The following is a 21,023-nucleotide window of genomic DNA, read 5'->3' as shown; positions in this document are numbered from 1 at the left end:
TGTTCCACTGTAGGTCGTTTCCTAGAAATAGGTCGGGCCCGGTGGTTATGGTTGAGGAATGACTGTCACGACGCCACCTCCCAGCGACGCCTGGTTGGATGATCTTGCGCTGCATCCGCAGCAGCGCGCGTCGAGTGGGCCGATTCGCGCGGCGCGGCGCCTGGCGGACTTCGTGATCACCACGCCGGGCAAGATGCTGGCGATGATGCTGGTGCTCACGGTGGCGGTGGGCGCGATTGGGTTCGCGCAGAGCCAGTCGATGAGTAAGCGCCAGCACGCCCTCGACGTGCTGGTGCAGACAACAGAGCCGATGAGCCACTCCGCCCACGTCCTGCTCACGTCGTTGTCGCAGGCGGACACGGTGGCCACGACGGGCTTCGTGCAGACAGGGTTGATGACGCCGGATGAGGTGCAGGCGTATTTGGCGTCGATAGATCAGGCGGTGATCGCGGCGAGCGACATCTACGAGGGCGCCTCGGAGTTGACGCGGCCTGAGGACCAGGAGCGCATCCAGTCCCTGGTGCGCTCCATCCAACGCGACCTGCCGCTGTACGTGGCGTTCATGGAGCGCGCGAAGGTGAACCAGCGCCTGGGCAACCCGGTGGGCGTGTCGTATATGTCGGAGGCGTCCGGCATGATGCGTGAGCGGATGATTACCTCGGCGAACACGCTGTTTGCGCTGACGCAGCGCCAGGTGGCGGTGGAGATGGTGCGCCTCAACGCGCCGCAGTGGGTGCCGCTTTCGGGTCTGGTGGCGGCGCTGTTGCTGCTGGCGGGGGCGCAGTGGTGGCTGTGGCGCACGTTCCGCCGCCGTTGGAATAAGGGCTTCGTGGCGGCGACGGCGGCGATGGTGGTGGCGCTGGCGTGGGTCGCGGGCTCGAACTTCATTTCGTGGCGCTCGGGCGTCATCGGGTTCGAGCAGGCCGCGGCGCCGCTGCGCCAGCTTACCGACGCCCGCCTCCGCGCCCAGGAGACCCGCACCGACGAGACGATGGCGCTGCTGCGTCGCCAGTCCGTTGCGGAGTCGGCGGAGTCCTTCGAGTCCACGTACCAGGGGGTGAGCGCGGCGTTGGATACGGCGTCGGATGCGCCGGAGGTGGCGTCGGCAAGAAGGGCGCTGGAGCAGTGGTCGCAGGCGCATGGCGAACTCGTCTCGACGCTCGATGCCGGCCGGTTTGAGCGCGCCGTCGACGTGCTGATGGTCGATAGTGCGGACCACCCGAGCGCGTCCACCGCGTACACGGAGCTGGACGCGAACATGGTGGAGTTGATTGAGTCGGCGCGCGCCGAGATGCGCAACTACATTCACACCTCCCTGGACGCGACGAGGCTGGTGTCGACGGTGGTCGCGCTGCTGTCGCTGCTGGCGGTCATCAGCATGTGGTTCGGTGTGCAGCGGCGATTCAGGGAGTACGTATGATGCGCAGGGCTGGCTCGTTGTTGGTGGCGCTCGCGGTGGCGGTGGGCGCAGTGGGGTGTGCGCCGCGGTCCTCGCTGGAAGAGCTGCCGACGGGGGCGGCGTCCACGGCGCACGAGGCAATCCCGTTGCCGCCCGGCGCGCTGCTGGACGGGGCGGGCAAGCAGCCGTCGATGGAGTTTGTGCCGCACGGACTGGACTGGGAGGGCTCGCTGCGCCCGCGCTCATCCTCCCCGGATGATGACCCCGCCCTGGAACAGATCCGGGAGCGCGGCCGGCTCATCGTGGGCGTGGAGCAGTCCCAGTACCTGCTGTCCTACCGCGATATGGTGCGCGGGCAGCTTCGCGGGTTCGAGGTGGAGCTGGCCCGGGAGATCGCCCGCGACCTTTTCGACGACCCCGAGGCGGTGGACTTCCGCTTCGTGGACTCGGCCTCGCGTGCGGAGCTGCTCCGGGAGGGGCGCGTGGACATTGTGATCAGGACGATGTCCATTACCCCGGAGCGCGCCTCCAAGGTGGCGTTCTCCACCCCTTACCTGAAGTCCCAGGTCAGGGTGCTGGCCCCGATTGATCGCGGCATCACGAGCCTGGACGACCTGCCCGAGCGCACCGTGTGCGTCGTCGACCGCACGACGCTGCTCAACATCGTGCGCACCCTCGCTCCGCACTCCCCGGTGCTGCGCACCCGCTCCTGGTCCGACTGCCTCATGGCCACCCAGCAGTTCCAGGCCGACGCCATCATCGCCGACGACGCCATCCTCGCCGGCATGCTCGCCCAGGACCCGCACACCGACATCCTGCCCGACGCGTTGGCCACCCAGTACTACGCCGTCGGCATCCCGCTTGAGCACGACTCAGTAGTGCGGCAAGTCAACGCGACCATCGAGCGCATCCGCACCGACGGCACCTGGCACCGCATGTTCCAGGAGTGGCTGTCGGACTCCACCACAGACCCCTACCCCCCACCGCTGATGTACCGGGAGGAACCCAATGAGCACGAATGACCCAGGCACCGAGGCCGTCGCCTTCGACCCCTTCGCCGACGACGACGATGACGACGACCTCTTCGAGTACGACGACTCCATGTCCGCACTCCTCGAAGACCTCGAGGCGCTGCGCCAGGAGAAGCGGCAGGAGGATACCTCGCAACGCTCGCGGCGCCGCGCACTCGACCGGTTCCGCGAGCTGCGCGGCACGCAGCGCGAGACCCGCACCGTCGCCGACGGCATGGTCGAACTGCCCTGGGTCCACCCCATCAACCCCACCGACGCCCTTCGGGACCCATCCACCTTCGAAGGCGTCCCCGCCCCGGCGCTGAAGCCCGGCGACCTGGTCGCCGAACAATACGAAGTGCTCGGCACCATCGCACACGGCGGCATGGGCTGGATCTATTTAGCCACCGACCACTTCGTCTCCGGGCGAAACGTCGTGCTCAAGGGGCTGCACTCGGCCCGCAACAAAGACGAGGAGGCCGCCGCCGTCGCCGAGCGCGAGTTCCTCGCCGACATCACCCACCCCGGCATCGTGAAGATTTTCAACTTCATCGACGACCCGCGCGTGCCCGGCGGGTTCATCGTCATGGAGTACGTAGGTGGGCCGTCGATAAGCAGGTGCGACGTTGACATCGCGATCGCCTACATCCTCGAAGTGCTGCCCGCGCTCGACTACCTGCATTCGCGCGGCGTCGTGTACAACGACCTGAAGCCCGACAACATCATCGTCACCGAAGACCAGGTCAAACTCATCGACCTCGGCGCCGTCTCAGGCATCGGCTCCTACGGCTTCATCTACGGCACCAAGGGCTACCAAGCACCCGAAGTAGCTACCGACGGCCCCTCCGTCCAATCCGACATCTACACCATCGGCCGCACCCTCGCCGCCCTCATCATCGACCTCCCACACGACGCCGACATCCCCACCCCCACCACCGAACCCCTCTTCCGCCGCTACATCTCCCTCTACCGACTCATCGCCCGCTGCTGCGCCCCCAACCGTGACGACCGCTTCGACTCCGTCACCCAACTCGAAGCCCAACTTCTCGGCGTCCTGCGCGAAGTGCTCGCCATCCGCGACGGCCGCACCTTCCCCGCCCAGCACTCACTCTTCTCCCCGCAGCGCCGCACGTTCGGCACCAAGCACGTCGTCTTCCGCACCGACCAACTTATCGACGGCATCACCCGCACCGTCACCATCACCCCCCAGGAAGTCAACATCGCCCTGCCCGTCCCACTTGTCGACGCCACCGACCCCGGCGCCGCCACCCTGCAGAGCACCACCTACTCCGAGCCCTCCGAAACCCTTGCCGCCCTGCGCCAAGCCCTCGCCGAGGACCGCCACCCCGACTCCATCGAAATCCCCTTCGCCGTCGCCCGCACCCTCCTCGACCTCGGCTTCACCACCCAAGCGCGCACCTGGCTCGACTCACTTGACGAGGGCCTGCGGAAGAATTGGCGCTACCACTGGTACACCGGCATCACCAACCTACTGACCAGCAAATTCACCGACGCCCAGGTCGCCTTCTCCCGCGTCCTGCAAATCCTGCCCGGCGAATCCGCCACCAAACTGGCGCTTGCCGCCGTCGCCGAACTCCTCCTCCAATCCGCCGACCTCCACGACACCGCGTTGTTGGAACCCCGCGTAGCCCGCGGCGCCGCCGGCATGAGCCGTCACCTCGACGAACTCCCCAACACCGTCTTCGAGCACCTCCACGAAACCGGCTCCCTCGACCCCGACTGGTCCATGGTCACCACCAACCCGGCCATGCTGCGCTTCCACGCCATCCGCCTCTACGCCCTGGTCTGGAGCACCAACCCCACCACCGTCTCCTCCGCCTTCGGACTGGCCCGCCAACTCATGCACGAAAACCAACCCGAGCTTGCCGCCGCAGCCCTGGACCGCGTCCCCGTCGCTTCCCGACACAACCGCCTCGCCCAACTCACCTCCATCCTCAGCCTGGTCACCGACCCCACCGAGCCCCGCATCCGGGAGGCCGCCCTTCGCCTCCAACGCATCCCCAACACCGAACCCCGCTACCTCCAAATCAAGGTCTTCATCCTCCGCGCCGCCCTCACCTACACCCTCGACGGCCACCAACCCGACCCCTCCCCCATCCTGGACACGAGGTTCACCGCCCACGAGCTACAAAACGAACTCGCCAGGACCCTGCGCGCCCTGGCCAGAGTGGCGCCCTACCTCCAACACCGCTTCGACCTCGTGGACATGGCCAACAAGATCCGCCCCGTGACGTGGTTCTAGGGTTTGGTTGGGTTTTGGAGGGGAATTTGGTGCCTCTGTTTGAGGCGCCAGTGCCAAAGGACGCATTCGAGTTTGCCTAGCCCTTTTACTACCATTACGTTTGAACATCTGGTCCAATTCGAGTTGCGTCTTTTGGCACTGGCCCCTAGCCAGGCGCACCACATTCCGGGATTTCCCCTAGCTGGCAGGTTTTTGCGTTTCCCAGGTCGCCGGTTTCCCGGGAGGGAATCTGGTGCGCACTCCACTAGGGGCGTCGAGCATACACCCCTCTTACCCGAGAATTTCCCATTATCCATCTACCCGCATCAGGACTTATCCAGCTGGACACAGCCTCAATTGCACGCAGTGCCCGGTCAACATTTTCAGCCTCCACAATGCGATCAGCCTTGACTAGGGGCTCGTGATGGGCACACCGGTTCCTCAGCCGATAAACAATTTGTATCTCGCCTGCAAACTCTTCAATAGAATGACGATGTTTAATGGCCGAGATAAGCTTCGGGTGGATAGTTGCACTATGCCGGTTATCAAAAATGTGAACCCAGAAATCGAGTGTCAACTCTGCAATCACACGCCCCGGAGGCGGATCCACTTCTCCCGCACGCCTTTTCGCTTTTTGTCATCCCCCGCCGATCAATGCTATTAAAGTTCAGCCCAGCGGGATTCGACGGGGAGTTTATATTGTCATACCACCTCTCCCCCAAGCTTTAGCAACGCATCGATCAATCCAATCGCGCAGCAGTACTTCAAAATGTTCAATGTCTTCAAGGAACGCTTTGGCAAGTTGTGCATTCCAAAGGTATAAGTCCACAGGATTTTTCTGGCTCGAAAAGGTCTCCATTCGCGGAACCGAGAACCAACACCCTAGGTCAGCGAGCGAGGCGGAGACTTCCGGGTTCTGACAGATCGGCTGGCTCTCTCGCACAGTCATAGCGCGAAGTATATATACCAAACGATATTAGCGTTAGTGCCACTCCATTGACTTACCCCTTCGAATCCGATAACCTCGACCAGCGAAGGCCCTAGGACGATCCCTGCATTAAGTTGCAAATCGCTGGGGTCACTGCTTTCCCACGTCCACCTGGCACCACATTCCGGGATTTTGACGGGCAAGCTTTGCGTTTCTCCAGGTCGTTGGTTTCTCGGGAGGGAATTTGGTGCGCCGCTTGAGATGACAGTGCTAAAAGACGCATTCGCTTTTACCTAGCCCTTTTACTACCAGTACGTTTGAACATCTGGTCCAATTCGAGTTGCACCTCTTGGCACTGCACCCCACCCAGCCCGGCACCAAATTCCTCAATTTCCCCTACCCCAAAGAAATTCCCCCAGGTCACAATCTGGACCTGGAGGAATTTGGTGCAAACCCAATCAGCGAGCTTAGAAGCCGCCTAGGCCAACGGCTGCGGCCGCGATACCGAGCAGCGCCAGCAGGCCGACGACGATGCCGGCGATGGCGCCACCGGACAGGCCACCGGTTTCCCCACCCTTACCCGGGTTATGCTGCTGCGAAGTCGACGGCGCAGGCGCTGGGTGGGCGGTTGGGCGAGTGGTCGGCTTGGCAGGGCGCGCGGGAGCTGGGGCGTCGTAGGTCCCGCTTGGCGCGGCATTCAACGAAGTCACTGGTGCTTGGCCGGCGCGGGTCGGAATGACGGCGTTGGCCTGGGTTGCCAGTGGCTTGGTTGGGCGTGGCCCGGCGCCGCCTTCCACCTTGCCCACGGTTTGTTCTGCCTTTTTGAGCAGGTCGGAGTTCTTCTTGCGCAGCTCCTTGATCAGCTTCGCGGTGTCTTCGCCGTTGTAGTTGAGGACGGAGAACTCGATGGTGTCGTCAGCGACGATGTCGTTGTCTTGGTTGAAGACACGGAAAGTGATCGGCATGGTGGAGCCGGTGTAGCCGGCGGTGTTGGTGATCGGGACGCTGATCGGGAGTTTGGATTCGTCGCTGAGGGCGCCTTCGATGGTGTATTCCTGCTCGTATCGGCCGCCGGGGTAGGTGGCTTGGAGGCGGAACTTGTGGATGTCGATGCCCAGGTTGGCGATCTCCATGGCGACCTTGGAGTCGGTCCGGTTGGCGATGATCATGTTGCCGGCGCCTTCTTCGGTGCGGACACGCAGACCTGCCTTGCCGTTGTTGAATTCGGCGGAGTAGACCTCGAGTTCGCGGACGGTTGGTTCGTCGTCGGCGTGTTCGTGGTCGTGGTCGTCGTGGCCGGGAGTGCCGGTGGTACCGTTGGCGCGCCCGATTTGTCCGCCGATGAAAGCGAGGTTTGGCCAGTCGGGGTCGATGTCGTAGTCGCCGGTGTAGCACTGGACGGTCTGGCATGCCTTCGGCAGCTTGCCCGTCGGACGAGAGCGCTCGTTGGAGTACCGGAAGTCGGTGAACTGGTAGAGGTAGTTCATGACTGAGAGGTAGCCGGGCACATAGTCGGAGATTGGTCGGCTGGTGTCGGCGAGTGGCCCGGAGTGGGTCAGGCCGAGGTTGTGGCCAAACTCGTGCAGGATGGTGTTTCGCAGTTGGTCCTGCGAGGTCATCATGCGGTTCTTTGCGACGTAGAAAGCGCCGTCCCCGATCAGGGCGTTGCCTGAGGAGAAGTTGGTGCGGGTTTGTTGGTCGCCGATGACGCCGACGCGGAAGACGGTTTGGCGGCCGTTAAGGAGGCGGTCGCGGTCCTCGAGCATCTTGATACCGGGGACTTTGCCTTCGAAGTAGTACGGCGTGAAGTCCTCGGTCGGGCCACCTTGTGGGTGCTCGAGGCGCATTGGGTTGTAGTAGTCGCCGGCGTCGATGTGCAGGTTGATGTTCTGCTGTGCGAAGGCGTCAACGAGGTCGTTGAGGGTTTGGCGCGATGGGCGGTACACGTTGGTGTTGGCTTCGGAGCAGTCGAGGAACTTGCGGAAGTCTTCCTCGGTTGGCGCGTATTTGCGCTGCTCGGAGCACTTCTTGGTTTCCCATTCGGACTTCATCCAGTTGAGTTGGAGGAAGAGGTCGACCTTCTTGGGGTCGGCGCCCCATTTGTGGAGCGGGAAGACCTTGCCGTTTTCGTCGGTGAAGCCGTTTTCTTCCCATTCGTCGGGGAAGCCGTCGCCGTCGGTGTCGATGGTGCCTTGGGCGACGTCGAGGGTTATGGCGGTGGTGGCGCGCAGCGTGCCGTCGGCGGGTACGTCTTGTTCCCAGACGCCGGCGACGAAGTGGGCGTCGTCACCTGTGCCGCCGTTGATGGCGTCGTGGCGCTGTTCGCCTTTGCCCTTGCTGGTGGCGCCCATGAAGTCGATGTTGAGTTTGTAGGCGTTGCTGACGTCGACGTGGTAGCCGTCGCCGCGGGGGACGCCGGTGACTTGGAAGTCGCGGTCGATGATGCCGCTGGCCATTTCGACGCGCATGTTGGCGGCCTGGCCGGTGGTGTTGCGCAGTTGGACGGTGACTTGGATGGAGTCGTCGCCGACGATGAAAGTGCGGGTCATCTCGACGCCCGAGTTGGGGTCGGTGTGGCGCAGCACGACGCGGTCGGTGTTCCCGACGGGCTTCGCTTCGACGACTTCGGTGGCGTTGCCGACGTAGCTCATGGGTGAGCCGTTGACGGCGCCGTCGATGTAGAAGGCGTTCTGCAGCAGGCGCGTGGTGCCTTCGGGATGGTTGAAGTACATCCAGGACACGCGCGCTTTGTTCACGTCGACGCGGAAGTTGCCGCTGTCGGAGTCGCGGTTGACGCCGATGGCGAAGCTGCCTGGGGTAATGGCCGCATCCGCGTGTGGGGCCACGACGATGCCTGCGGCGACGCTAACGCCTGCGAGTATCGCTGCGATGCGTTGTTTGCTAGTTTTGCCGGTCACTGTCGTTGTCCTCTCAGCGCTGCTGGTTGATTGGGAATGCTAGAAATGTGCGGAAGAAGTCGCGGTGCTCGTACAGGGAGTACCCGAGCCCGCCCAGGAAGGCGAGGAGGCCGAGCACGAAGCCCGCGATCTTCGCGCCTGGCGGAATCTCACTGCTTGTCGACGACCCCTTCTCCACCTCCTGCGGCCCCTTCACCACCTGCACTCGGAGGAGCTTGGTGGCCTGGGAGCCGTCCGCGAAGCTGACCACGACTGGGACTGGCACGATTCCAGGTTTCGCGCCAGCGGGTGGCGTGATGGTGAGTGCGCCGGTGGCGGCGTCAATGCCGATCTTCCAGTCGGCGAGCGCCTTCGGCAGCTGGCCGAGGGCAAACGCCTCCTTGGCGGCCCCGGCCGGCTTCGGCACTACGTAGGTGGTCGCCTTGCCCGGGTAGGCCTTGATGGTGTCGTTGAACTCCGGGGTGGCCTCGGCGAGGGACGGTTTGCCGTCGGTGGTCAGCACGGAGATGCGTGCGTTCGCGATGGTCGTGGAGCCGTCCGGGAAGCTGATGCGGACCGGGACTTCGCGTACGCCGGGGACCGCGTTCGGGCGAGCGCCGACGGTGAGGACGCCGGTGGTGGCGTCGATACGGGTGTCGAGGCCGCCGACTGGGTTGAGCAGCGAGTAGTGCGCGCCCTGCAGCGTCGGGGGGAGCGTGACGGTTTCGCCTGCGCGGACCTGGGTTGGGTCGTACGCGTTGGAGACTGCCCCGCCCATCGCCTTGACGGCGGTGACTTGCGCCTCGACGAGCTTCTGGGAGCCGTCTTCGAAGGTGACCACGATCGGGATCATGGTGCGGTCCCCGACGTGCGCCGATGCGGGGGCGGCGACGGTGAGTGCGCCGGTGGTCGCGTCGACGGCGGCCTTCCAGCCCTCCGCGGCGAAGTCGGCGGAGATGGCGTAGGTGGCTCCCTTCGGTGCGACCTTCGGCTCATGGGTTACGGCGTTGGCACCGATGGCCACGCCGATCGGGGTCCAGGACGGCTGCTCGCGGTGGGCCTGCGAGTCGCGGGCGACGTTGAGCTGCACTACCTTCGAGCCACCGTCGGGGAAGTTGATGCGCACGCCCAGGTCGTAGCCCTGGCCGGGCTTGGCGTCCTTCGGCAGGGTGACCTTGATCTGGCCGGTCTTCTCGTCGACATCCACGCGCAGACCAGCAACGCCGCCGAGCGCAGCTGCACCTTCCGGTTCGAACTTCACACCGGTCGGGATGTCGCCCTTCGGGGTGATGGTGACGGTGCCGTCGTCGCCGACGACGGCGTCCTCAAAGTCCAGGTTGGACGTGTAGGCCTGCGGCTTCGCGTCCCGCACGCCGATCACGGCCACGACCGTCTTGTGGGAACCGTCCGAGTAGCGCGCAACGACTTCCACGTTCAGCGGTTTCGCGTCCTGCGCTGGGGCGGTGGCGGTGATGGTGCCGGTGGTGGCGTCGATAAACAGGTCCCAGCCCTGCAGCTTGGAGGCCTTCGTCAGGATGGCGAACTCGGGGTCGGAGGCTGGGTCGAAAGGTTCGGTGAGGTTGACCTTGATGGTTTCGCCTTCGAAGGCCTCGCGGCGCTCGTACTCAAACTTCTGTGTTTGCGCGAACTGCGGCGCCAGCACCTGGAAGTGCGCGATGATCTCCTTCGTGCTGCCGTCCGGGTAGGTGACGGTGACGGGCACCTCGATAGTGCTGCCCTCCTCCGCGGTCAGGTCCGCCGAAAGCGTGATCTGGCCCGTGTGCTGGTTCAGCTTCACGCCTTCGGACTTCGTGCTAAACGACGCCTCCTTCGGCAGCGGCTGGCGCTCAAAGACCATGCCGTTGTAGCCCAGGCGGGCGTACGGCGCAGGTGAGGTGGCGGTGCCGCCGGCGCGGACGTAGGTGTCCGCGTAGGAGGACTCGTAACGTACGGAGTCCTTGACGGCTGCGGTGACCTCGACGGTGATGGTGTCCTGCTCGCCCTTCTCAGTGCGAACCTTCATGGTGTAGGTGCCCGGCTTCGCGTCACGCGACGGGGCGGCGTACACGGCGCCGTTGGCGAAGACGGTGAACCAATCCGGGTTCCCGGGCTCCGCGAGCACGCGCACGCCCTGCGTGGAGCGGGCGGGCGTCACGCCGGTTTCCTCGCCTGCGCGGACCTTGATGGGGTTCCACTCGAACTGGTCAGGGGCGGCGGGACCCGCAGGATCCGATGGATCCGTGGGGTCGGCGGGCTCGGACGGCTCACTTGGCTCCGGTGCGTTCTCGTCCACCGTCAGCTCGAAGGAATCACGCTTGTGCGTGCCGTCCTCCGTGACCTTGTCCACAACGACCTCGGAGGTGCCCTCCTTCGTCGGCGTGCCGACGATCGCGTGCTGCTCACCGTCGTACTTCAGACCCTCCGGCAGGCCCTCGACCTCGACGGAGGAGGCATCCTCGACGTCGAGCGGGATGTGCACGTCGGTGCCGGGGCGCACTGGCGGGACCTCGGAAGGTGCGATGTCGGCGTCCTCCGGCTCGCCGAGCTCAGCCGAGTCGGCGACCGTGATGGCGAACGTTTCCTCGAGCGGGTCGCCTGCGCCGGTGACGCGTGCAGTCACGTTGAACGTGCCGGTCTCAGTCGGGCGACCGTTGATAAACAGGTAGGAGCCGGAGCCAAGGCGGGTCTGGGCGGAGGTGCTCAGGCCCGCGGGCAGGCCCTCAAGCTCGATGACGGCGTCAGCCGGGACGTTCCACGCCATCACGCGGCGCGGCTGGATCAGGCGGTTCTGCCAGTACTTCTGGTCCTTGATCGGCTCGATGGTTGGGCCGTCGGCGAGGGTGACGTTGGCTTCGACGTCCTTGGTGGAGTCGTCAGCAAAGGTGATGGTCACCGGCACCTTGAACGTAGTGGTTTCGATGCCTTCGCCGGCGGTGGCGTTGAGGGTGCCGTCCTTGGAAAAGGTGAGGTGCCAGCCGGTGGGCGCCGAAAAGCCCTCCGAAAGTTCCCACTTCACGGGGGTGCCGATTTTGTTCCAGGCGGCGGTCCAGAAGTTGCGCTTCAGTTCAGGCCTCGACGTGGCGGTCTCACCGGGCGCGACGACGAGGTCCGGGAACTTGACGTCCGTACGCGCCGCCTCAGTGCGTGGCGTTTTCCATGATGTGGACTCAGCAGTGGGCTCCTGCGCCGTGGCTGTACCTGCCACCACCGGCGCGCCTGTGATTACTAACGATGCCCCAAGTGCGCATGCCGCTACCGACACCCCACCTCGCCGCTTCGCCCCGTTGCGACCGCTCACGTTGCCCATCATCGTTCCTTCTTAAAACTGTCCGTAAATTGCTAAACGCTACTCAGTGTACTCACTATGCAGACATTTGCCTTTACAGCTATTGACATGCCGTTTTAAATTCTAACGAATAACGGCCATACAACAAAGGTGTTGAACAATGACAGGCAGGCGCACGGGAGGCTACGCGCGGCGCGCAAGCGCCGCCGCCTTCTGGGCGATGGCGAGCTCCTCGTTCGTGGGGACGACGAGGACTTTCACGCGAGAATCGTCCGCGGAGATGATGCGCGGGCCGTCGTTGGGCAAGGAGTTGCGCTCCGGGTCGATCTTCACCCCGAACGCCTCCATGTTGTCCAGGGCATCCGCGCGCACAAACTTGTCATTCTCGCCGACCCCGGCGGTAAACGTGATCGCGTCCACCCTGCCGAGTGCCACCATGTAACTGCCGATGAAGCTGCGCAACCGGTTGATGTAGACATTGTAGGCCAGCCAGGCGTCGCCATCCTCGTTTTCGATCATGGCACGCAGCTCGCGGAAATCGTTCACGCCGGCTAGGCCTTTGACGCCGGAGCGTTTGTTCAGCAGCTCGTCGATCTCGTCGATGCTCATGCCGCCGTGCCGCGCGAGGTGGAAGATCACGCCCGGGTCGATATCCCCGGAGCGGGTCCCCATTACCAGGCCGGCTAGCGGGGTCAGCCCCATCGACGTATCAATCGCGTGCCCGTTCGCCACCGCCGAGCACGAAGCACCGTTGCCGAGGTGCAGCACGATCTGGCGGGTATGGTCCGGGTCCGTGCCGATCAGCCCCGGCACCTGGCTGGAAACAAACTCATGGGATGTGCCGTGGAAGCCGTAGCGGCGGATCTGGTTCCGGCTCGCCACCTCGGCGTTGATGGCATACAACGCGGCCGCCGGTGGCAGTGAGTGGAAGAAACCGGTATCGAACACCGCGACGTGTGGGATGTCCGGCAGCAGCTCGCGGGCGACCTCGATGCCGTCAATGTTGGCCGGGTTGTGCAGCGGTGCCAGCGGCACCAGCTCCCGAATCATGTCCACCACCGGGTCCACGATGATTTCAGGCTGGCTGAACACCATGCCGCCGTGCACCACGCGGTGCCCCACCGCCACCACGTCAAGCTCCCGCGGGCTCACGCCGCGCAGCGCCAGGCGCTCGAACGCCTCCTCCAAACCTTCCTTGTGCGTGGGGATGGATTTTTGCAGTACCCAGCGGTCCTCGCCGTGTGTGATGGTGATGCGGCCTTGGGGCTCCCCGATCTGCTCCACCAGCCCGGCAACAAACGGCGGATCGGAGGCGTCCGAATTCGGGTCGACGATCTGAAACTTCACAGAGGAGGAACCGGAGTTAATCACCAGTACGTAGCTCATTTACTTCACCCCTGCCTGAATCGCGGTCACGGCCACCGTGTTCACAATGTCGTCCACGGTTGCGCCGCGCGAGAGGTCATTGACCGGCTTGTTCAGCCCCTGCAGAATCGGGCCGACGGCCAGCGCGCTGCCAGTACGCTGCGCGATCTTATACCCGGCATTGCCCGCCTCAAGGTCGGGGAAGATGAACACGTTCGCCTGCCCCGCCACCGGGGAGTCCGGCGCCTTCTGCTTCGCGACGCCCCCATCGCACGCAGCGTCGAACTGGAGGGGGCCGTCAATAATTAAGTCGGAATCAATAGCGCGGGCGGCGGCAACCGCCTCGACAGCGCGCTCCACGTCAGGGCCCGCGCCGGAGCTGCCCGTGGCGTAGGAGAGCACCGCGACTTTCGGGTCAATACCGAATTGAGCGGCGGTCAACGCGGAGCTCACGGCGATTTCGCCGAGCTGCTGCGCGGACGGGTTGGGGTTGACGGCGCAGTCGCCAAACGCCCAGAGGCGGCCCTGCATCACCATCAGGAAAATCGACGACACCACGGACGCCTCCGGCCGCGTCTTAATGATCTGGAACGCCGGCTTAATCGTCTCCGCCGTAGTGTGCACCGCGCCCGAGACCATGCCGTCCGCGCGCCCAGTGTGCACCAGCATCGTGGCGAAGTAAGACACGTCCTGCATTACCTCGCGCGCCTGCTCCAGGGTCACGCCCTTGGATTTACGCAACTCGGCGAAGGTCTGCGCAAACTCCTCGACCAGGTCGGAGGTGCGGTGATCCAGCAGCGTCGCCGCCGACACGTCCAGCCCCAGCTCCTGCGCCTTCGCGGCGATCGCGTCGGGTGCGCCCAGCAACGTCAGCTTCGCGACGCCCCCCTCCAACAACCTGTGCGCCGCCTCAAGCACGCGGGGCTCCTCGCCTTCCGGCAGTACGATGTGCGCGCCGACCTCGCGAGCCTGACCCAGCAAATGCGACCCGAAGACCAGCGGGGACATCACCGGCGCGACCTCCGGGATAGTCAGGTCGGCCGCTTCCTGCACGTCCGTCACCGCCGCGAGCAGCATTGCACCGGAGCGCTCGACAGTCCGTTGCGCGAGGGTAGCGCGCTGCGGGGCGTCGACAAGCACGATGACCGCCGCACCGAGTGCCGCAGCGAGCTCCGCATCAAAGGAGCACCCCCCTTGCCCCACGAACAAGGTGGACTGTTCCTGGCCGGCGCAAGCAGCGTAGGCTTCGGCGAGCGTCTCCCCCGCGACGCAGACGGTGCGCAGGCCGTGCTGCGCCGCGAGCGCGTCAGTATCAGCACTGCCGAGGTTCGTGTTAGTGCAGGTAAGCAGTAGATGATGAGCCATAACCCAACCTTTAGAATCGTGGCGGACATAAATGCATATCATTCTACAGCCCCACCACAACACGCGCGCGTTATTTTGGGACACAGTTCACATTTCTCTGAAATTGGTCGTTGGATCTCACTTGTGGTGATGGGTGGACGGGCTGTTTCTTGTGCGGTGTGACGGTGCTGGCCAGCTCCCACTGCAGTAACCTGCAAAAAGTTCCCGCGCTCGGGAACCATTTTGGCTATCAGTCCGGTTCCGGTCGACCGACGCTCGCGTCTTCGCAGGTGGCGACTCCTGTCCACGAAGAACGTTCCCGATTTTCAACATGACCGGGAAATAATTTCAAACTCCCGCACCCAGAACGCTGCAGGAAGACTCGAAAATCGGTCTATCCTGCACCGGCTCGCCCCCACCTTGCAACAACGCAAAACGGCCAGTAAGCGTTGGACCCGTGGCCCTAATAGTCAACCACCAGGAAAACTACTTCGCCCTATTTCGGCCTTCGTGGCTTCATCCGACTTGCGACGGCTTAAGGGCAGAAAGAGAACCAGCCGCCTTTCCTTATCGGAAATGACGGCTAGTCGTGATGTTTGCAATTATGCCATTACGTCCGCGAACCTTCATCCCAGCAGTAGGTAGCAGACGGGGTACTTACACAGCTTGCTAGCGATGGTAGACATAGTCAACGGCCCGGAAACGAAAGCCCTTCATTAGTGAAGAAGGGTTGGGCTCAAGCTTCTCAATCCTGCGAAATTCCAAGCAGCTCAGACTCACGCCAACAGGTTGGCAGCACCCAGCAACGTCGTCAATGTACTGATGCACAAAAACCGACCCTACCCAGCACCGATATTCGTATCAGGCACCGGCTCGCCTTCGGTGTCCATCAACAACGCAAAAGCTGCCGCCCGCCACAACGGCGGACAGCAGCTTTTCTCACAAAGCGGTCAGTAAGTGTTTAGCCCGCGATCTCCCACAAGGGGCGACTGTGGGCTAAACGTTGTTCTTACTTCTGCTTCTTCTCCGGCTTAGCTGGAGTGGTAGGGGTCGCGTTGTCTTTCTTCGACGACAGTTTCGTCGTCTTACCAGACGAACCCTTCAGCTCCAGATCCTTGACCGAAGAGGAAGGACCACCAGGCTTGCAGTTGTCGTAGATGACCGTGCCAGCCAAGATGCCAGCGGCGATCAGCACGATACCTGCAGCGACCATACCCAGGTCAGCACCAACCGTGCGCAGCTGCGCGTTGATCTGCTCAGCCTGACGAGCCATCTCCGGGTTGAAGATGCCAGCCTGCTGCTGGATACGAGTGTTCACATCCTGCAGCTGAGCATCAACCTGAGCAGCCACATCGCTGAGCACCGGAATCTGAATCTGGGAAGCCAGACCCAGCGGCAGCAGCGCAATCAGCGGCAGACCGAAGCCAACAGCGGATGCGGCACAGCGACCAGCGTCGAAGCCGTTTTCCTTCGGATCGAACGGGTTGAGCCCCTTTTCAATTTCCTTGCCGTTTGGAACACCGTCACCATCGAAGTCACCGCTCGGATCCAGGATAGACTTGCCATCCTGACCAACCAGGCGGAACTGCGCCTCGCCTGGCTTGGTGTTCTTGCCGTCAGTGACACCGAACTTCGCCAATGGGTTCGCTACATCACCGAAGTCCTTCTTAAACTGCTCGAAGGTCAGCGTACGACGTGCGTCACCCGGCTGTCCGTACTTGCCAGTGAACTGCTTCGTCAGCTGGTCCATGGACGGTGCCTGGCCGGTAACTACCGGACCATTCGTGCCGAACTGCCAGTCAGTAGCACCCTTAGCCTTCGCATCCTGAGCCTTGATGCCCTTTGGCGTGTAAGGCTTGCCATCCTTGGTAAAGGACGGGGAAGCCTGACCCTTCGCACCAGGCTTGACCTTGGTCTCGTCTGGGTACTTAAACTCCAGGGAGTCCAGGCTGTCACCAGGAGCCGGTGCGGGATTCTCGCCTGGGGTCTGCGGGTTGTCGCCGTCGCCATCCTCCGGCTTCGGCTGAACCTCAGCCGTCGACTCGTTACCAGCCTCGTCGGTCACCGTAACCGTGCCACCAGGCTTCAGCTCCGTACCAGACGGAACATCAACCTTCCAGTTACCGTCCTTATCGGTAGGTACCGTCTTCTTCGTACCATCCGGGAACTCAACCGTGACATTCGAATTCGGACGATCATCCGAACCCTTGATGGTCTTATCACCCTCCGTCACCTTATCAATGGTCGGAGCGGTCTCATCCGGAGTGCTCGTCCCATCAGCAGGGTTGGAGCCCTTCTCGATCTCGTCACGGTTCTTCTTACCGTCACCATCGAAGTCACCATCCGGATCCAGCAAGGACTTACCATCCTTACCAACCAGATCGAAACCAGCTTTACCAAAGTTCTCAGAACCATCGTCGTAGACGAAATCAACCGTTACATCCGGCTTCGCCATCGGAGTGAAGTCCTTGACGAACTTATCCCAACGCTGCTCCTTCGGAGTCTCCTTCAGCTCAGGCATCTTCTCAGCAATCTTCTCACCAACCTTCTCGTAGGTCGGGGAAGTCGCCGTGACAACACCATCGGTCTGCGAAGTCTCAAACTTCCAATCCTCAGAACCCTCAGACGGCGTGGACTTCGCCGACTTCACAGGAACATCGGTCTTGCCCTCAAACGGCTTCTTCGACGGCTCAGTCTTACCAGCCTCAACGTTCTTACGATCACCGTAATTCGGCACGAACTTCGCAGCATCAGACCTCGGGTCAACGATCTTCACATCGATCTCACCAACAGTCTTGCCACCCTTATCAGTCACAATGACCTTGGCATCCTGCGGATCAGTACCCTCCGGCACCGTCACCTTGACGTTACCGTCCTCGTCGATCTCGACCTTCGAACCCGGAATCTCGTTGCCGTCCTTGTCAACAAGCTTGCCGGACTCATCACCCTTCGGGTTCTCAACCTTGCCAACCTCATGCGGCGTCTTATCAGCCGGAACCGTCGTGTTATCACCAGGAACGACCGAAGTCTCAGGCGTCTTGTCGGAGCCGTTGTCGTCAACACCCTTCTTGTGGCCGTTGACCTCAACCTCAACATCCTGCTTGCCACCGTCAAGATCCGGATCCTCAACAGTCACGTTGATCGGACCATCGACGTCCTTACCCGGGGTGACCTCAATTTCACCGGTCTCCGGATTGATCACGGCAGGAACATCCTTACCGTCCTCATCCTTAGCCGAAACCTTGGTGTCATCATCCGGGTTGTTGACGATGACGCCAGTGCCCTGCTTCTCATCAGTCGGATCAACCGGCTTCTTACCAGACTCGTCGACTGTGGTCTTGTCGGAGTCGTTGTCGTCAACACCCTTCTTGTGGCCGTTGACCTCAACCTCAACATCCTGCTTGCCACCGTCAAGATCCGGATCCTCAACAGTCACGTTGATCGGACCATCGACGTCCTTACCCGGGGTGACCTCAATTTCACCGGTCTCCGGATTGATCACGGCAGGAACATCCTTACCGTCCTCATCCTTAGCCGAAACCTTGGTGTCATCATCCGGGTTGTTGACGATGACGCCAGTGCCCTGCTTCTCATCAGTCGGATCAACCGGCTTCTTACCAGACTCGTCGACCGTGGTCTTAACGCTCACAGCCAGCGGGACGATGTCGGTGTGCTCGGTCTCGTTGCCATCACGATCAACCAGAACGTACTTCACTGTCACATTCGGCTTCTCCTCAGAAGCCTCAACAGCCTTCTCCGGCGTACCAGTGATCTTGCCGTTTTCAAACTTCAAGCCCTCCGGAAGACCCTCAACCGTAACCGAGCCCTGCTTCAGCTCGAAGCCCTGCGGCAACGGACCGAAGCCCTCCGGCTTCACATCCTGGGTGTACTCCTCACCAACAGTGCCAGCCTCCAGCGGCGTATCCGTGATCACAATCTTTGTGACGACACGCTCCTGCTGCTTCTCAGGCACAGTGGACTTCTCAGTCTTCTGGATACGCTTCGCTGGGTTTTCCTCGTCCGGATTCTCGTAGACCGGGTTTCCATCCTTATCGGTGACACCAACGTACTTGTCCGCCATGACCTCAACCTCACGGGTGACGGTCACCTCAGTGGTACCAGCCTTGGTTGGAGTACCCGTGATCTTGCCGGTTGCCTCATCAATCGTCAGACCCTCAGGCAGCCCCTCGGCAGAATACTTCGGAGCTGTGCCCTCAACCTGGTTATCCGGTGCCTTGGCAAACATCGAAGCGACGTCTTCAGCCTTGTACTCGTCATACCGCGAACCCAGTGGCAGTGGTGCAGGAACAACAGCGGTAAACGAGTCCGCGATCTCCCAACGATCAGAAGGCTCACCCGACGCAGGATCCACACTGACCACAGCGGCCGTGTAGACAGTGGTTTCCTTCAGGTCTTCAGGAGCCTGGAAATCACAAGACTTCAAGGCGCCCTTGTCGTCGCTCTTGAACTTACACATCTTGTCCTTGAGCTCAACCTGCTTGCCCGAAGGATCAGTTGCGTACCAACGGATCGCATAATCCGCATTCGGCATCAACCCAGCCGTCTTGGTGGTCACCTTCGAACCCGCACGACCCTTGTTGTTCGCAGAGTCATACTCAGGAATATCGAAGATTGGCTGCGCAGACATCAACGGGAACTGCAGACCGTTCATATTGAACCCTGCAGCAATCGCCCCTTGGTCCTGATAGTTCTGGAACATGTTCATCGGGAACGCCGAATTCTTCACATCCCGACCCTCAATACGCGGGTAGATGTACATGTAATCCGTGTTAATGTGACGACGCTTCGCCGAGTTAATTGCGCCACCAGAGAACGCACCATACCGAGAAGCACCAGTCTCGGTCTCAAATGTCTTAGCAACCTTGCCGAAATCGCCTTCTTCAAGCTTGTTGCGCAACTGTGCAGTCTGGTTTTCCTGCGTGCGCGAGACACCATACGTACCCTTAAACGGCAGGTAAATCTTGCCATTATCCTTCGACGGCACAACTACCGTCTCAGCGATATGCGAACCCTCACCGTGCTCCTTCTGATACTCGGTGATGATACGTTCCTGGTTGGCACGCTCCTGTTCAACGGTGTAGCCAGGGTTCGCTTCCTTCCACGCATCCAACTCACGCGCAACCTCATCATTGAGGTAGGAAGCAATAATCTCTACACCACCGGCTGCACGGTCGCCCTGACCAGGCTGGTACTTGTAGTACCCCGGCAAAGAACCGGCATCTTCACCGTTTTCCCACCACACCTGCGACTGGTTCGGAGCAGCAAGGCTCTTAATGGTGCCATAGTTGCCATAGTCCGGGAACTGACCATCAACCGTCGGCTTACCGGTCTCACCGTCTAGCGCGCGGGTCCACTCGGACTCAGGCTTTGCCAGCCAGCCAACGTGGTTCGGCTTCTCCTCCAGCACGAAACGCCCGTTGGTAATACGCGAGCCAGACGGGCCGGCGGTGAAGTTCCACGACTCCTGCACACGGTTGGTACGCGTGGTGTAGCGACCAGACTCCATGTCACCAGCCATGACCACCGAGTACTTATTCTCGTCAGGGTTTTCACCCCACACGCGGACCCTGAGGTTACTATCGCCAGCGAGGTGAAATGCCGGTGCATCATACTCATTGGTGACATTTTCTGAAAGATCAAAAGAGAAACGACCCTCCGAGTCCGTCAGCGTGTAGAACACCGGGGACACTTCACCCTTGCCCGTGACGTACTGCAGATAGATGACGTTGCCCTTCAACGGCTCATTACTGTCCGCCAGGTCGTCCGCACGGCCGTCCTTGTTGATGTAGGCGTAGCCGTGGTAGCCGTAGTAATCACGCCAGCCACCCTTGGTGTAGATGGCGTCCGGGACAAGTTTGTTCTTGCCCTGCGCCGCTGCAGGAGCCTCTGCACCAGCCGCGACAACTGGCACATCCTGCGCAAACGCAACCGGCTGCGCCAGCGGCGCAACCAATGCAAATGACAACGCAGCCGCAGCAAGCGACGTGCCACGACGTGCCTTATATTGGCCTCGCATAAACATTCCTTCCATATTGTCCAATTAATGTGACTTCAACTTCACTGACCAAAAGCCCTAAAACCGCACTACCGCAGGTCGTCGAGGTGAAGGTCGGACTGGGTCTAGTCACTCATTGTAAATTGTATCAACCCATAAAGACTGCAGAGTCCCCACAGTACGTTTCTAACTCTCCAGTCGACACAATGACAATTGCCAGAAATGCGCAGCTTGGAAACTGTAGTTTTTCTATTACTACAATTCAGTACCCATATGGAATACTATTCGACGCCATCTCATTAGGACCAGTTCATTTAAACTAAAAGGCGAATGTTAACATTTGTCGAAATAATTAGCTTCAATAATTGAAAGAAAAAGTTGTCGTCTATTACAGCAATAGTAATAGGCAACAACTTTAATTTTCTTACCGATGTTTTAGGCCAAATTTAATTAATGTAGCCCCCTGCATGGGGGAGGGGCTACACCGTGGTCCTTTTACTTCTTTGGCGTCTCGGTCGCAGGCGTCTTCGGGACAG

At 61.5% G+C, this 21,023-nt stretch carries 9 protein-coding genes; 3 read left to right on the top strand and 6 right to left on the bottom strand.

Features of this window, described 5'->3' with window-relative positions:
* Nucleotides 1-58 precede the first annotated feature (58 nt).
* Genes BJP06_RS05210 through BJP06_RS05200 form a run of 3 tightly spaced genes read left to right on the top strand, consistent with a single transcriptional unit; the run spans nt 59 to nt 4,672 of the window.
* Nucleotides 59-1,420 (top strand): hypothetical protein, encoded by a 1,362-nt coding sequence (locus BJP06_RS05210; RefSeq protein ID WP_071573086.1) that lies wholly within the window; start codon nt 59-61, stop codon nt 1,418-1,420.
* Entirely contained in the window at nt 1,417-2,421 is a 1,005-nt protein-coding gene (locus tag BJP06_RS05205) for a glutamate ABC transporter substrate-binding protein (protein ID WP_255365793.1), read from the top strand. Before BJP06_RS05210 ends, BJP06_RS05205 begins: the two co-directional genes overlap by 4 nt.
* The gene (locus tag BJP06_RS05200; RefSeq protein ID WP_071573085.1) at nt 2,408-4,672 is read left to right on the top strand and encodes a serine/threonine protein kinase; all 2,265 of its coding nucleotides are present in this window, start codon (nt 2,408-2,410) and stop codon (nt 4,670-4,672) included. Before BJP06_RS05205 ends, BJP06_RS05200 begins: the two co-directional genes overlap by 14 nt.
* Before the next feature lie 673 nt (nt 4,673-5,345).
* Here the strand turns inward: BJP06_RS05200 and BJP06_RS11890 are convergent.
* The 6 genes from BJP06_RS11890 to BJP06_RS05170 all read right to left on the bottom strand — a co-directional run bounded on the left by BJP06_RS11890 (nt 5,346) and on the right by BJP06_RS05170 (nt 20,508).
* Entirely contained in the window at nt 5,346-5,600 is a 255-nt protein-coding gene (locus tag BJP06_RS11890; RefSeq protein WP_143110548.1) for a hypothetical protein, read from the bottom strand.
* Nucleotides 5,601-6,046: 446 nt separating this feature from the next.
* Nucleotides 6,047-8,497 carry a hypothetical protein gene (locus tag BJP06_RS05190; protein WP_071573084.1) on the bottom strand — a complete coding sequence of 817 codons (2,451 nt, stop codon included), beginning with the start codon at nt 8,495-8,497 and terminating at the stop codon, nt 6,047-6,049.
* Nucleotides 8,498-8,510: 13 nt separating this feature from the next.
* Entirely contained in the window at nt 8,511-11,783 is a 3,273-nt protein-coding gene (locus BJP06_RS05185) for a YPDG domain-containing protein (RefSeq protein WP_071573083.1), read from the bottom strand.
* Between the two features lie 162 nt (nt 11,784-11,945).
* Entirely contained in the window at nt 11,946-13,148 is a 1,203-nt protein-coding gene (locus BJP06_RS05180) for an acetate kinase (RefSeq protein ID WP_071573082.1), read from the bottom strand.
* A complete protein-coding gene (pta, locus tag BJP06_RS05175) occupies nt 13,149-14,492 on the bottom strand; it encodes a phosphate acetyltransferase (protein WP_071573081.1) in 1,344 nt (447 codons plus the stop codon).
* Between the two features lie 988 nt (nt 14,493-15,480).
* On the bottom strand, nt 15,481-20,508 hold the full coding sequence (locus BJP06_RS05170; protein ID WP_071573080.1) for a putative Ig domain-containing protein: 5,028 nt from the start codon (nt 20,506-20,508) through the stop codon (nt 15,481-15,483).
* Between the last annotated feature and the right edge of the window lie 515 nt (nt 20,509-21,023).

Source organism: Corynebacterium sp. NML120713 (assembly GCF_001875735.1).
In the GTDB taxonomy this organism is placed as follows: domain Bacteria; phylum Actinomycetota; class Actinomycetes; order Mycobacteriales; family Mycobacteriaceae; genus Corynebacterium; species Corynebacterium pseudogenitalium.
This window is presented reverse-complemented; position numbering and strand designations above follow the sequence as displayed.

Coding starts and splice junctions, on each gene's coding strand:
- BJP06_RS05210 (WP_071573086.1), top strand. CDS start 59: ATGACTGTCACGACGCCACCTCCCAGCGACGCCTGGTTGGATGATCTT.
- BJP06_RS05205 (WP_255365793.1), top strand. CDS start 1,417: ATGATGCGCAGGGCTGGCTCGTTGTTGGTGGCGCTCGCGGTGGCGGTG.
- BJP06_RS05200 (WP_071573085.1), top strand. CDS start 2,408: ATGAGCACGAATGACCCAGGCACCGAGGCCGTCGCCTTCGACCCCTTC.
- BJP06_RS11890 (WP_143110548.1), bottom strand. CDS start 5,600: ATGACTGTGCGAGAGAGCCAGCCGATCTGTCAGAACCCGGAAGTCTCC.
- BJP06_RS05185 (WP_071573083.1), bottom strand. CDS start 11,783: ATGGGCAACGTGAGCGGTCGCAACGGGGCGAAGCGGCGAGGTGGGGTG.
- BJP06_RS05180 (WP_071573082.1), bottom strand. CDS start 13,148: ATGAGCTACGTACTGGTGATTAACTCCGGTTCCTCCTCTGTGAAGTTT.
- pta (WP_071573081.1), bottom strand. CDS start 14,492: ATGGCTCATCATCTACTGCTTACCTGCACTAACACGAACCTCGGCAGT.
- BJP06_RS05170 (WP_071573080.1), bottom strand. CDS start 20,508: ATGCGAGGCCAATATAAGGCACGTCGTGGCACGTCGCTTGCTGCGGCT.